The sequence below is a fragment of the Aggregatibacter actinomycetemcomitans genome (assembly GCF_023518055.1).
In the GTDB taxonomy this organism is placed as follows: Bacteria; Pseudomonadota; Gammaproteobacteria; order Enterobacterales; family Pasteurellaceae; genus Aggregatibacter; species Aggregatibacter actinomycetemcomitans.
Genome location: NZ_CP085096.1, coordinates 1 through 14084 on the forward strand (window position 1 = coordinate 1; position 14084 = coordinate 14084).

The following is a 14084-nucleotide window of genomic DNA, read 5'->3' on the forward strand; positions in this document are numbered from 1 at the left end:
GTGGAAAACCGGCCGAATTCTCTGTGGCAAAATTGTCTGCTGCAACTACAAGATAAAATTCCTGCGGACGATTTCAAAATCTGGCTTTATCCGTTGCAAGCCGATATAAATGCAAACGGTGTCCTACTTTACGCCTCAAACGCGTTTGTGCAAAAATGGGTGGTCGATAACTATCTTCCCTTGATCACCGACATCGCCCGTCAAACCAGTACCAATCCGAACCTCAACGTATCCGTCATCGAAGGTATTAAGCCTGCCGCACCGAAAGCCGAGAAACCGGCAAAGAAACAAAGTGCGGTCGGTTTTTCCGAAGAAAAAAGCTCCGCTAAAACACCTTATCATTCCAATTTAAATACCAAATTGGTGTTTGAAAATTTCGTTGAGGGGAAATCCAACCAACTGGCACGTGCTGTGGCGCAAAAGGTTGCGGACAATCCCGGCGAACAAACTGCCAACCCGCTTTTCTTATACGGCGGCACTGGTTTGGGTAAAACCCACTTATTGCACGCTATCGGCAACGGTATTATCGCCAATAATCCGAACGCGCGCGTGGTGTATATTCACTCCGAACGCTTTGTGCAGCAAGTCGTGGCTTATATTCGCGATAACAAAATGGAAGAATTCAAAAAATTCTACCGTTCGTTGGATGCCTTATTAGTGGATGATATTCAATTTTTCAGTGACAAAGAAAAAACCCAGGAAGAATTTTTCCATATTTTCAATACATTATTTGAACGTGGGCGCCAAATCATTCTCACCTCCGACCGTTATCCGCGCGAAATCGAAAAAATTGAGGAACGACTGAAATCCCGTTTCGGCTGGGGCTTAACCACCGCTATTGAGCCGCCCGATTTAGAAACCCGCGTGGCGATTTTAATGAAAAAAGCGGAAGAAAATAATGTTGATTTACCGCACGATGTGGCGTTTTTTATCGGGCAAAAACTACGTACCAACGTGCGTGAATTGGAAGGCGCGTTAAATCGTGTGAAAGCCATGCAAGAGTTCAAAGGCGAACCGATCACCATTGATTTTGTGCGGGAAACCTTAAAAGATATGCTGGCGCTACAGGACAAACTGGTCACCGTGGACAATATTCAAAAAGTCGTCGCCGAATACTATCGCATTAAGGTTTCCGATCTGAAATCCAAAAACCGTTCCCGTTCGGTGGCACGTCCGCGTCAGGTCGCCATGGCATTGGCAAAAGAATTAACCAACCGTAGCCTGCCGGAAATCGGTAAGTCCTTCGGCGATCGTGATCACACCACGGTTTTACACGCCTGCCGCACCATTGCAGGATTCCGCGACACCGATCCGAATATTCAAGAAGATTGGGCTAACTTAATCCGAATTTTATCCGTATAGGAGTCATATGATGCAATTTATTATTTCCAGAGAAAATTTACTAAAACCCTTACAACAAGTGTGCGGCGTGCTGAATAGCCGCCCGAATATTCCGGTGTTAAATAATGTATTGCTGCAAATTGAAAATAATCAATTAAATATTACCGGTACGGATTTAGAAGTGGAACTGTCCACCCAAACCCCATTACTTCATGCGGAACAAGACGGCAAATTCACTATTCCGGCGAAAAAATTCCTGGATATTTGTCGCAGCCTGCCGGATAATGCAGAAATTGCTGTGACATTTGAAGAAGATCGCGCTATTGTGCGTTCCGATCGCAGTAAATTCAATTTATCCACTTTGCCGGTGGAAGATTATCCGAATTTAACGGACTGGCAATCGGAAGTGGATTTTACGCTTGAGCAAGCCACCTTGCGCCGCTTAATTGAAGCCACCCAATTTTCCATGGCGAACCAAGATGCCCGTTATTTCTTAAACGGTATGAAGTTTGAGACGGAAGGCAATTTATTGCGTACCGTAGCGACCGACGGTCACCGTTTGGCGGTATGCACCATTCCGCTGGAGCAGGATTTACAGACCCATTCGGTAATTTTACCGCGTAAGGGCGTGCTGGAACTTGCCCGTTTGCTGGAACCGAGTGATCAACCGGCGTGTTTACAAATCGGCACCAATAACTTACGCATTCAGCTAAACAATATCACCTTCACATCCAAACTCATTGACGGCCGCTTCCCGGATTATCGCCGCGTATTACCACGCAATGCCACCCGCATTGTGGAAGCCGGTTGGGAGACCTTAAAACAGGCTTTCGTACGTGCCGCGATTTTATCTAACGAACGTTTCCGCAGTGTGCGATTACAACTCAGTGAAAATCAACTCAAAATCACCGCCACCAACCCCGAACAGGAAGTGGCGGAAGAAATTATCGACGTGTCTTACAGCGGCGAGGAAATGGAAGTAGGCTTTAACGTGAGCTACATTTTGGATGTGCTCAACGCACTTAAGTGTAATCAGGTGCGTATGCGCTTAACGGACGCCTCCTCCAGCTGCTTAATTGAAGACTGTGAAGATGCCAGCGCGGAATATGTGATTATGCCGATGCGTTTATAATTTATGGCGATTTCACGTTTAACCGTCGAAAATTTTCGTAATTTACAAGCCGTGGATCTGGAATTGGATCACGGCTTTAACTTTTTAGTCGGCAACAACGGCAGCGGCAAAACCAGTTTACTGGAAGCGATTTTTTATCTGGGGCACGGGCGCTCCTTTAAAAGTGCGGTCAGTAATCGAATCATTTCTTACGATCAACCGCACTTTACCCTGTTCGGGCAAATTCAGGAACAACAGCATCAATGGTCGGTGGGGTTGCAAAAACTGCGTCAGGGCAATACCCTCGTTAAAATTAACGGCGAAGACGGCAATAAAATTTCCGATTTGGCACACCTGCTTCCCATGCAAATCATTACGCCGGAAGGCTTAAATCTGCTCAACGGCGGGCCAAGCTATCGCCGCGCCTTTCTGGATTGGGGCTTATTTCATCATCATGTAGCTTTCTATAATTTATGGGCAAGTTTAAACCGTTTACTTAAGCAACGAAACGCCGCTTTACAACAAACCTCCGCTTATTCGCAAATGAAGATCTGGGATATGGAATTGGTCAAACTTGCCGAACAAGTCAGCCAACTGCGCGCCGACTATGCCCTGGCGCTACAACCGGAAATAGAACAAACCTGCCGTTTATTCTTACCCGAATTAGACATTAGCGTGAGTTTCCATCAAGGCTGGGAAAAAGAACAACATTATGCGGAATTACTGGAACGCAATTTTGAACGGGATCGCGCCTTAGGCTACACGGTTTCCGGCCCGCAAAAAGCGGATTTTCGTTTTAAAGCGAACGGGTTACCGGTGGAAGATGTGTTATCGCGCGGGCAGCTGAAATTATTAATGAGCGCCCTCCGCCTCGCCCAAGGGGAACACTTAATGCGGCAAAAGCAACGCCATTGTATTTTCTTAATTGACGACTTCGCTTCCGAATTGGATCAAACCAAACGGCGTCTTTTGGCAGAACGTCTGCAAAACAGCGGCTCGCAAGTATTTGTCACCGCCATCACATCAAACCAACTCAAAGAAATGCAACCGAAAAAGCACCGCACTTTTAAGATAGATACGGGAAAAATAGCATTGTTATAAAAAAATCAGCCCTCAATCATGAGGGCTAATTTGTAAGACCGTCGGTTTATTTCTGACTGCAAACCACAATAAAATGCAATTTATGTTCAGGATCATTAAAGGTCTTAAACATTTTCTTAAACTGCTCGCGATTTTCCGCTTTCATGGCATTTCTAATGATTTTCAACGCACCAAACACGCCTTCGTCATAAATCATACCCTTCGGTGACAGCAACGTCATCTCGCCGGAGAAGGTTTCAACATTACGGAATCCACTGTCGGTAAAGATCTTTTTCCAGCCGTCTTTGGTAAGCGGTGTGACCGTGACATTAATGGCATCGCGCATATTGTTTAAAATCGTCTGGTGATCATCCCCTACCAACATAACATCATGGGTAAGCAAAAAACCACCCGGTTTTAACACACGAAAATATTCGGCAACCGCTTTCATTTTGGCTTCCACCGGTAACATGGTGAGCATCGCCTCGTTAATCACAATATCAAACGTGTCATCTTCAAAAGGCAATTTCATGGCGTTGGCACGTTGTACATGAATTTTATCCTGCAAGTTATTCGCCACAATATGGGCTTTAGCTTTTTCCAACGCGTTTTCATCCAAATCCACGCCTTCAATGTGGCAACCGTATTGCTTCGCCAGCCCAATTGCCGTGGTACACATATTACATGCCACTTCCAGCACCTTTTTATCTTGACTAAAATCACCACTGGCAATCAACCAATCCGTCGCTTTACGACCGCCCGGACGTAAACGGGTTTTACCTAAACGCGCTAAAAAATTATGGCCGACTTCTTCTTTACCCATTTTGCTTTCTCCTCAATAACACCAAACAGCTTACATTATAAATAAATATGATTTTTATTAAATATAAAAAGCCAACACATTAAAATAGTAAATGATTTAATAGTTAATATTTTATTAAAACTTATCGGTTTTATTACTAAGTTTGGTTATAATGACAAAGGTTTTCTTACATAAATAGGAGCTAAAAATGAAAATCAAAACTATTTTAGCCATAGTAATCGGCACAATCTGTTCTGCAGGCATTGCTAATGCTCATGAACATAAGCATGACAACATGATGATGCCTCTTAAAGGACCATCTATTGAAGTTAAAATACAGCAATTAGATCCGGTCAACGGCAACAAAGATGTGGGTACGGTCACTATCACCGAATCCAGCTACGGCTTGGTATTCACCCCAAATTTAAAAGGCTTGGCGGAAGGTTTGCACGGTTTCCACATTCACCAAAACCCAAGCTGTGAACCAAAAGAAAAAGACGGCAAACTTACCGCAGGTCTTGGCGCAGGCGGTCACTGGGATCCGAAAGACACCAAACAACACGGCTACCCATGGCAAGATGACGCCCATTTAGGTGATTTACCGGCATTAACCGTATTACACGACGGCACAGCCGCTAACCCGGTTTTAGCCCCACGCATTAAACACTTAGACGACGTGCGCGGTCACTCCCTCATGATCCACGCTGGTGGCGATAACCACTCCGATCACCCGGCCCCACTTGGCGGCGGCGGTCCGCGTATGGCGTGTGGTGTAATTAAATAATCCGCTTTCCGAAACAAAAAAGTGATCTGCACCCCAAAACCCGGACACCTAATTTGAGGTGCAGATTATGTCTTACTCTTATCAATTTCGTTTAAAAACTATCAAACAGGTCACCGAGCAGGATTTTGGTATCCGTGAGGTGGCGAAACTTCATAAAATCTCCCACGCGCTCGTCATTTATTGGCTAAAAGCATTTCGTGAAAGAGGGCTTAATGGCGTAAAATCCCCTTATATAAACCCTCAACGCCCTAAAATAGTGAAGCCAAAGATGAAAAAGAAAGCGATTGAAATCCCGGAACAAACAGACTTTTCCCCAAAAGCGTTTAAAAAGCTGCAACGAGAGCTGGCATTAGCACGTGCACAGATTGCTTACCTAAAGGAGTTGGAGGCACTCGACCGTCAAAAACAGCGACAGAAAAAAGAAAAATCATTGAAAGATTGAAGCCAAATCACGCGTTAAATGACTTACTTCGTGTGGCTAAAATGCCTCGTTCTACCTTTTATTATCAGCAAGTTAAACACGATTATCGTGAGATAAAAGAAACTATCTTGTTGCGGTATAAAAAGAACAGAAAACGAGATGGCTATCGCCCAATGACACTCAAATTACGTCAAATGGGTTTCCATTTGAATCATAAAACGGTGTTAAAACTGATGAATGCGTTAGGTATTCATTCTATTTTACGCAAGAAAAGACATGGAAAACGAGGCAAAACATCGCATATTGCCCCGAATGTGCTAAATCGTGATTTTACAGCGACGGCGCTCAATCAAAAATGGGTAACCGATGTCACTGAGTTTCGAGTTGGGGAAGAAAAGCTCTATTTTTCACCGTTGATGGATTTAGCGAACCGGGAAATTATTGCCTATAATTTTGCGAAACGCCCTAAGTTCTCATTGGTAAAAAGAATGCCGGAAGAAGGACTTGGCAAACTAAAACCGAGCGAATGCCCGATTATTCACAGCGACCAAGGGGTATTGTACGGCTCAGCAGAATGGGTAAAGATGTTGGAAGGCAAGGCGATACAAAGTATGAGTCGCCGAGGGAATTGCTATGATAATGCGGTGATTGAAAGCTTTTTTGCGATATTAAAATCTGAGTGTTTTTACTCACGCACTTATACTTCGATTGCCGAATTACAGGCGGAAATTGAAGAATATTTGGTGTATTACAACCAAGAACGAATTAAACTTGATTTAAAAGGATTAAGCCCGGTGCAATACCGAGCTCAATATTTAAGTTAACTAACCTGTCCAACTTTTGGGGGGCAGATCAAAGTGCGGTCAAAATTCTCAACGTTTTTTGACCGCACTTTTAGCGTAAGGTATACCTTCTTGCCCACCGAATCATTGATGTTGTTTGAAACAGCGGGTAAGTAATTGTCGGATCATGACCCAACATACATTGCCACGCCGTCGGAAACCTGCATTTCAAACGACTTTATCGTTTTGCCTTACTCCTGTTTCAGCCGCCGAGCGAAGCTGTCGAGAAAATCCAGCATCAGTTGGCGGTCTTTTTCCGCCAGTTCGATTAAGCGCACCACGTTGGGCATAATCAGACCGCGCTCCATGCGCGAGACGGCTTCGTTGCCGATTTCCAGCATTTCCGCCACCTGTTCCTGCGTGTAGCCGCTTTGTTGGCGCTGTTTGGCAATGGCTTTGCCAATTCGTTTGTTGATTTCTCCGTGATTTAGATTGATGTTCATTTTGAGTAGCCTATTCAACTTTAAAGGTTGAAATAATGGCGAATTTTTTTGACCGAATTAAGGACTTTTTAATATGTTTAGTCAACCTATAAAGTTTGGTATAGAATAAGAATGGGGATTTCCCGTTCAATCAATTAGGAGAACAACGCTATGAGCAAAACCCCTGAAATTCTGCAAAACCCGCTGACCAACAAAGGCACGGCGTTTACCGCCGAAGAACGAAAAAAATACGGCTTGACCGGACGCCTGCCCGCAGCGGTGGAGACTCTCGACCAGCAAGCCGCGCGCGCCTACCGCCAATTCTCTTCTTACGCCGAAGATATTGAAAAATATATTTTTCTCGACCAACTGCACAACCGCAACGAAGTGCTGTATTACAAACTGCTGACCGACCATTTGGCGGAAATGCTGCCGATTGTGTACGACCCGACCGTGGGCGAAGCGATTAAAAAATGGAGTCGCGACTACCGCCGTTCGCGTGCGGTTTATTTGGATATCAACCATCCCGAAGCCATCCGTGAATCCTTTGAAACCTTGGGATTGGGTGCGGACGATGTGGATCTGATTGTGGTGTCGGACGCGGAAGAAATCCTCGGCATCGGCGACTGGGGCGTGAACGGTACAGATATTTCCGTCGGCAAGCTGGCGGTTTACACTGCTGCCGCAGGGATTGACCCCGCCCGCGCCATTGCCGTGAACCTTGATGTCGGCACAGATAACGAAGCCCTGCTCAGCGATCCCGCATATCTCGGTAACCGCCATGCCCGCGTGCGCGGCGAACGCTACGACGCGATGATTGCCGAATACCTGAAAACAGCGGCGGAACTGTTCCCGAATGCGCTGCTGCACTTTGAAGATTTCGGTCCGTCCAATGCTCGCCGCATTTTGGTGGAAAACCGCGACCACTACCGTATTTTCAACGACGATATGCAGGGGACGGGCGCGATTGTGATGGCGGCAGTATTCTCCGGATTGAAAGTAACCAAACAAAACTTTGCCGAACAGCGTCTGGTTGTTTATGGCGCGGGTACGGCGGGTACGGGCATGGCAGACCAAATCAGCGCGGCAATGCAGCGCGACGGACTGTCCCGCGAGGAAGCCAAAAAACGCGTATGGCTGATAGACATCAACGGCTTGGTTACCGACGATATGCCGAACCTGCCGGATTATCAGCAGGAATATGCCCGCCCCGCTGCCGAAGCTGCCGCGTGGGCGAAAACCGACGGCAAAATCGGCTTATTGGAAGTGGTCAAACAGGTCAAACCGACCATTTTAATCGGCACATCCACCGATCACGGCGCGTTTACTGAAGATGTGGTGAAAGCCCTGTGTGCGGGCGTTGAACGACCTATTTTGCTGCCGCTGTCTAATCCGACGGAGAGAATCGAGGTCATGCCGACCGACGCGGTTCAATGGTCTGACGGTAAAGCGTTAATTTCTGTCGGTATTCCTGTTCCGCCTGTTCCTTATAAAGGCGTGAACTACCAAATCGGACAAGCCAACAACGCCATGCTTTATCCGGGCTTAGGTTTGGGCGTGATCGTCTCCGGCGCGAAACAGGTTACCGACGGCATGCTTCTTGCCGCCGCCGAAGCCGTGGCATCGCAAGTGAACCCACAGGACGAAGGCGCATCCCTGCTGCCTCCGGTGGACAATCTGCGCGCGTCATCCGCAACCGTGGCAGTTGCTGTAGCGAAACAAGCAGTGAAAGACGGCGTTGCCGCCAACACCTCCGACAACTGGGTGCAAGCTGTGCAGGACGCAATGTGGCAGCCTGAATACCGCTGACGGTGCCGTTCGGTAGCGTAGCTTGCCAAGCTGTATCGCTTTCAGACGACCTTTAAAGGTTACCTGAAAGCGTTGGCTTCTGCGAAGCTAAAAAGCAGTCTGTACATTTGTTTTCAAATTGCAGGCTGCTTTACGTTAACAGAATCCTATTCTCCAACAAACGGAACTTGCCGAATAAGTGCTTCCCAAACAAAAATGCCGTCATCACGACGGCATTTTTTATCCTTTCTCGGCAATCGCTTGCGCACAGGCATAGGCGGAACTCCACGCCCATTGGAAGTTATAGCCGCCGAGCCAGCCCGTCACATCCAGCACTTCGCCGATAAAATACAAGCTGCCCACTTGATTACTTTCCATGGTTTTCGAGGAAATCGCATGAGTATCCACGCCGCCCATGGTGACTTCCGCCGTGCGATAACCTTCCGTGCCGTTAGGTACGAACTGCCAGTTGTGAATTAAATTTACCAGATTTTCTAACCGCACTTTGCTGAGCCGGGCAAGCACCTCATCCTGCAAAAGCCCTTGGTCAAGCCAAAGCTCCACCAATTTTTTCGGCAACAAACGGGCTAATGCAGTTTTTAACTGCAATTTCGGCGATGATTGACGCAGATCATCTAAATAATGGCGAATATCCTGATAAGGCAATAAATCCAGATGGATGCTTTCACCCGGTTGCCAGTAATTGGAAATTTGCAGAATCGCCGGCCCGGACAAACCGCGGTGGGTAAACAGCATTTGATGAGTAAAGGTTTTGTGCCGATTGGTCGCCGCCACATCTAAGGAAATGCCCGATAAGGCGGCATAAAACTGATCGCATTCGCGCCAGGTAAAAGGCACCAAACTGGCACGGGGCGCAATGACATTAATGCCGAATTGTTGTGCGAGCTGATACCCGAAAGGCGTTGCGCCCAACCTCGGCATGGATAAACCACCCGTCGCAACAACCAGATTTCGGCAATGTAAGGTCTCGCCGTTAGTGGTGACGCAAAAACCGTCCGCCGTTTTTTCCACGGAGGTAATATGTTGTCGTAGCGTAATTTCCACGCCGTACTTTTTGCATTCCGCCAACAGCATATTGACAATGTCTTCCGCGCCGTTATCGCAAAACAACTGCCCCAGTTCTTTTTCATGGTAAGCAATGCTGTAGTCCGCTACCAAGCCGATGAAATCCCACTGGGTAAAGCGTTTCAATGCCGATTTCACAAAATGCGGATTTTGGCTGAGATAGCGGTCCGAAGACATCTCCATATTGGTGAAATTACAAAACCCACCGCCGGACATTAAAATTTTCCGCCCGACTTTTTTCCCGTTATCTAAAATCCGGACGTTTCCACCGCACTTTGCCAACAGTGCCGCACAGAATAAGCCTGCCGCCCCGGCGCCGATAATGAGGGTCTCATGGCTGACGGTTCGACTCATTGCATATTCCCCTTCTGCATAAAATCCACCATTTTCATTTTCTGAATGATCGCACGACGATCCACCGTGGCATTGCCCGAATCTAGAATTTGCTGCCAATAATCAAGTGCGGTGGAATAATCCCGCGTTTTTAAGGCTTCCGCCGCCAAAAGGGACAGAACCGATACCTCTTTGCGATCCTGCGTCAAAACCTCCTCTACCAGCTGTTGCACCTGTGGCGTAACTTGCTGATTTTCCTGAAGATATAACGACATCGCCATTAACCCTAAAATGGTCGGTTTGCGCCCTTCGATTTTTTCCGCGTTGGTGTAACAAATTAATGCGCTGTCAAAATCATTGTTTTGCATATAAGCATCGCCCAGCTTTATCCAGTTTTCTCCATGATTCGGATTTTGCCGTAATTTATCCTGCAGTTTGCCGATAATCGCTTCCGTTTTGTTTTCTTCCGGCGTTTCAATTTGATGATTCAACTGCGCGATTTGTGCCCGTTCCCCTTGTTTGGCACGGGCGAAGCGATCCAGAGAGAAGTAATAAACTAGGGGTACGATCAGCAATAACGTGAAAACAATGAGCGTAGATTTACGTTCAAATTTGACCGCACTTTTCTCTTGAATGGCATGAAAGTGCGGTGGATTTGCCAGTTGTTTTTCAGATTTCAGGCTTGATGAACTGCGGGCAGAATTCCAAATCAACCCAAACGCCATTAACAGCAACCCCGCCGGCAACAGCCAAAGCAATGCAGTGTTCCACTGAAAGGGCGGTTTGTAATTCACAAAATTGCCGAAGCGTACCGTCATGGCATCAATAATTTGCTGATTGGTTTTGCCTTCCTTGACCATGTTATACACTTCAAGGCGCAGATCATAGGCGATAGGAGAATTGGACTCCACCAGATTTTGATTCTGACATTGCGGGCAGCGCAAAGATTTTGCTAATTCCACCGCGCGCGCACGATCTGCCGGATTGTGGAATTCAAAGGTATCCACCATTTCGGCAAAAGCACCGACGCTGATCAATAAAAAAAATAACGCGAGAAATCGTTTCATGGCTGCATTAACCGATTAAGTTGAGGTACAAACGTATTTTGCCAGGTTTCACGATCCAATAAACCCGAATGACGGTAACGAATAATACCGTCGGCGTCCACTAAATAGGTTTCCGGCGCGCCATCTACGCCCAGCTTCAACGCCAGCTCGCCACGACTGTCATCAATCACTAACGCATAAGGATTACCCATCCGTTGCAGCATTTCAATGCCGTTTTGCGGTTTATCGCGATAATCCACGCCGACAATAGGCATTTCCTGTGCCAATTCCATCAACAACGGATGTTCCTGTTGGCAATAACCGCACCAACTGCCCCAAATATTTATCAGAAAGGGACGTTTCGGAAAATCCTTGGGGCTGAGCGTTTGGCGGTTATCCAGCAAATTCGCCTGATAAAATTCCGGCACAGACTTATCAATTAAAGCGGAGGCAATTTTTTTCGGATCCTGATGCAACCCCGCCAACAATAGCACGCACACACCGAGCAATAAAATTAACGGCAGGAAAAAAATCACTTTTCTATTCATCACACTTTCCTTTTCGCTTCATCGTCAATAGGGAACACAACGCCCCGAACGCCATTAACACACCGCCTAGCCATAACCAGCGAATCAGCGGTTTGTAATGCAGGCGGAAGGTAAACTCGCCTTTGCCGAGCGGATCGCCCATCACAATATACAAATCGCCCCAAAACCCGCCGGCAAGCCCCACTTCGCTCATGGTCATAGTACGCACATCATAATAACGGCGCTCCGGCTGCAAATCAGCATAAGGTTTACCATTCGCCGTGACATGAAAATCCGCCACTTCAGCGGTAAAATTCGGTCCGATTTCACTGGAGAAACGCGTATATCGAAAATCAAATTGCCCCAAGGTTTGGCTCTCTTGCGGCGACAAACGCACGCCGATTTCACTACCGAAGTAACTGCTCATCACCGCGCCCATGGTCGCAATGGCAACGCCGCTGTGGGCGAAAATCATGGCGTAACGGGAAACACTTAACTTGCACCAATTTTGCCATAAGGTCGCCGATAAGAGCCAGATCGCCAAGGTGAACAGAAAATATGCCGTCAGGTTAAACTGCAAAGCGCTGTCGTTTTGCATCACCTGACGAATCATAAAATAAGCGATCAACAAAGACGGCAGTAACAACGCCGCGCGTTTAAACAAAATGCCTTTGTCCGCCTTCGCCCAGTGCAAGCCGAGGGAAAACACCATGGCGATTAAAATCAGCGTAAGCAGCGGCAAGAAAATACTGTTGAAATAAGGCGCACCGACGGAAATGGAACCCCAATTCATGGCTTGGAACAGCATGGGATAAAAGGTGCCGAGAAAGGTGCTAACGGTGGCGATACTCAATAAAACATTCAAAAAAAGCACCGCACTTTCTTTGGAAAGCAGCGTTAATTTGACGCGGCGTTGCTGCAAATTGGCTTTGAACGCGAATAAACCGAGAGAACCCACGGTGAGCAGGAAGAAAATCAGTAATAATGCCGAGCCGCGTTGGCTGTCCACAGCGAAAGCGTGTACGGAGGTAAGCGCGCCGGAGCGCACGATAAACGTGCCTAATACGCTGAAGGCAAATGCCAACAAGGAAAATAAGGTCGTCCAGTAATTAAAAATTCCGCGTTTTTCGCTGACGATTAAACTGTGCAACAATGCCAAGCCGAGCAACCACGGCATGAGCGACGCATTTTCCACCGGATCCCAGAACCACCAACCTCCCCAGCCCAGTTCGTAATACGCCCACCAGGCGCCAAGCACAATGCCCAAAGTTAAAAACAACCATGACACCGACACCCAAGCCCGCATGATTTGAGCAATCTGGCGTTCCAAATGCTGATGAAGCAAGGCGGTAATACTGATGGCAAAATTCACTGCAAAGCCCACGTAACCGAGGTAAAGCAACGGCGGGTGAAAAATCAAACCGACATCCTGCAACATCGGATTCAAATCCCGCCCTTCCAACGGCGCCGGGAAAATTCGTCCGAACGGATTAGAGAAAAAGACGATAAACACGGCGAAACTAAAGCAAATCAGCCCCAAAATCACCAGACTTTGCGCCACAAAAGTGCGGTCGTTTTTTCGGTTAAATAACGCAAACAACACCACCCAAACAGAAAGCGAAAACAACCAAAACAACATGGAACCTTCATGCCCGCCCCAGGTCGCGGCGATTTTGAAAAAGGTCGGCAGTTGGGAATTGGAATGGGCGGCGACATATTCCAACGTAAAATCATCCGCCGCAAAGGAGTATGCTAATATGGAAATAGGCGCCAGCGTGAATAACCCGAAGCAGTAACTTAAGCCCCACGCCAATTGGGTAAGCGCCGGCTTACGCAACCAAAGCCCAAGCTGCGGCACTACCGCGAGGAGCAACACGCTCATGGTGGCGAGAAGAAGGGAAATAAAACCAAGTTCGGGGATCATAATATTGGGTTCTACGTTTGTTTGTGGTTTTTAATTGGTTCAATTTTATTGGGTATAACAAGTTCGGTTTTCGCCGAAGGCGAGTTACTTTTCTTTGCTTCGCCAAAGAAAAGTAACCAAAAGAAAGGCGACCCTGTTTTGCCTTATTTCCCTTGTTCCATTGAATTTGCTTCACGGAAATTTTGTAAACTCGCTTCGCTCAAACAGTACAAAATTTCCTACAAATTCAATTCAACAAGGGCGGCAAAGAAGGGAATCCAATTTCTTTTTCCGAATAAAGTGCGGTCATTTTTTCAAGCGTTTTTATCATTAAAAAACTATTTTAAAAACCACCGCACTTTTAATAATGCACCATGGGGGCCCCATCTGACCCGCCTGAGCGACTTGTAATTTTTAGGAAATTTTCGCTTTGTTTGAGCTGCGTAGTGGCGAGTTCAAAAATTTCCGTTAAAAAAATTGCAACCAAGCGAAGATCAGCGGTGAAGCTGGGGTGTGTTCTTTGCTACTTTCTTGCACAAGCAAGAAAGTAGCAACAGCTAAACAAAAAGCGTACATTATACGCCTTTATCAATAATAA

Annotated in this window: 13 protein-coding genes; 7 read left to right on the plus strand and 6 right to left on the minus strand. The window is 46.8% G+C overall.

Features of this window, described 5'->3' with window-relative positions:
* Genes dnaA through recF form a run of 3 tightly spaced genes read left to right on the plus strand, consistent with a single transcriptional unit; the run spans nt 1 to nt 3553 of the window.
* Nucleotides 1–1362, plus strand: a complete 1362-nt coding sequence (gene dnaA / locus LIN98_RS00005; protein WP_005547242.1) for a chromosomal replication initiator protein DnaA — start codon at nt 1–3, stop codon at nt 1360–1362.
* 10 nt (nt 1363–1372) lie between these two features.
* On the plus strand, nt 1373–2473 hold the full coding sequence (gene dnaN / locus LIN98_RS00010; protein ID WP_249856182.1) for a DNA polymerase III subunit beta: 1101 nt from the start codon (nt 1373–1375) through the stop codon (nt 2471–2473).
* 3 nt (nt 2474–2476) lie between these two features.
* Complete coding sequence (recF, locus tag LIN98_RS00015; RefSeq protein WP_005547246.1) at nt 2477–3553, plus strand: DNA replication/repair protein RecF; 1077 nt, start codon at nt 2477–2479, stop codon at nt 3551–3553.
* 46 nt (nt 3554–3599) lie between these two features.
* Here the strand turns inward: recF and LIN98_RS00020 are convergent, their stop codons facing one another.
* On the minus strand, nt 3600–4355 hold the full coding sequence (locus LIN98_RS00020; RefSeq protein WP_005566829.1) for a class I SAM-dependent methyltransferase: 756 nt from the start codon (nt 4353–4355) through the stop codon (nt 3600–3602).
* A 187-nt stretch (nt 4356–4542) separates the two neighbouring features.
* On the opposite strand from LIN98_RS00020, the gene sodC reads away from it, so the two are divergent.
* The 3 genes from sodC (at nt 4543) to LIN98_RS00035 (ending at nt 6363) form a co-directional block, all read left to right on the plus strand.
* On the plus strand, nt 4543–5118 hold the full coding sequence (gene sodC, locus LIN98_RS00025) for a superoxide dismutase family protein (protein WP_005547254.1): 576 nt from the start codon (nt 4543–4545) through the stop codon (nt 5116–5118).
* A 67-nt stretch (nt 5119–5185) separates the two neighbouring features.
* A complete protein-coding gene (locus LIN98_RS00030; protein ID WP_014167405.1) occupies nt 5186–5560 on the plus strand; it encodes a transposase in 375 nt (124 codons plus the stop codon).
* Nucleotides 5557–6363, plus strand: a complete 807-nt coding sequence (locus tag LIN98_RS00035) for an IS3 family transposase (RefSeq protein WP_249847582.1) — start codon at nt 5557–5559, stop codon at nt 6361–6363. The genes LIN98_RS00030 and LIN98_RS00035 overlap by 4 nt, the downstream gene beginning before the upstream one ends.
* Before the next feature lie 209 nt (nt 6364–6572).
* Here the strand turns inward: LIN98_RS00035 and LIN98_RS00040 are convergent, their stop codons facing one another.
* Entirely contained in the window at nt 6573–6824 is a 252-nt protein-coding gene (locus tag LIN98_RS00040; RefSeq protein WP_005546544.1) for a helix-turn-helix domain-containing protein, read from the minus strand.
* 150 nt (nt 6825–6974) lie between these two features.
* Between LIN98_RS00040 and LIN98_RS00045 the strand changes: the two genes are divergently transcribed.
* Nucleotides 6975–8612 carry an NAD-dependent malic enzyme gene (locus LIN98_RS00045; protein WP_005568596.1) on the plus strand — a complete coding sequence of 546 codons (1638 nt, stop codon included), beginning with the start codon at nt 6975–6977 and terminating at the stop codon, nt 8610–8612.
* 219 nt (nt 8613–8831) lie between these two features.
* Here the strand turns inward: LIN98_RS00045 and LIN98_RS00050 are convergent, their stop codons facing one another.
* Genes LIN98_RS00050 through nrfE form a run of 4 tightly spaced genes read right to left on the minus strand, consistent with a single transcriptional unit; the run spans nt 8832 to nt 13507 of the window.
* A complete protein-coding gene (locus LIN98_RS00050; protein ID WP_249856122.1) occupies nt 8832–10031 on the minus strand; it encodes a BaiN/RdsA family NAD(P)/FAD-dependent oxidoreductase in 1200 nt (399 codons plus the stop codon).
* Nucleotides 10028–11077, minus strand: a complete 1050-nt coding sequence (gene nrfF, locus LIN98_RS00055) for a heme lyase NrfEFG subunit NrfF (protein ID WP_005568599.1) — start codon at nt 11075–11077, stop codon at nt 10028–10030. The genes LIN98_RS00050 and nrfF overlap by 4 nt, the downstream gene beginning before the upstream one ends.
* Nucleotides 11074–11604, minus strand: coding sequence for a DsbE family thiol:disulfide interchange protein (locus LIN98_RS00060; RefSeq protein ID WP_012821113.1), 531 nt, complete (start codon nt 11602–11604; stop codon nt 11074–11076). The genes nrfF and LIN98_RS00060 overlap by 4 nt, the downstream gene beginning before the upstream one ends.
* On the minus strand, nt 11597–13507 hold the full coding sequence (nrfE, locus tag LIN98_RS00065; protein ID WP_148326271.1) for a heme lyase NrfEFG subunit NrfE: 1911 nt from the start codon (nt 13505–13507) through the stop codon (nt 11597–11599). Before nrfE ends, LIN98_RS00060 begins: the two co-directional genes overlap by 8 nt.
* Between the last annotated feature and the right edge of the window lie 577 nt (nt 13508–14084).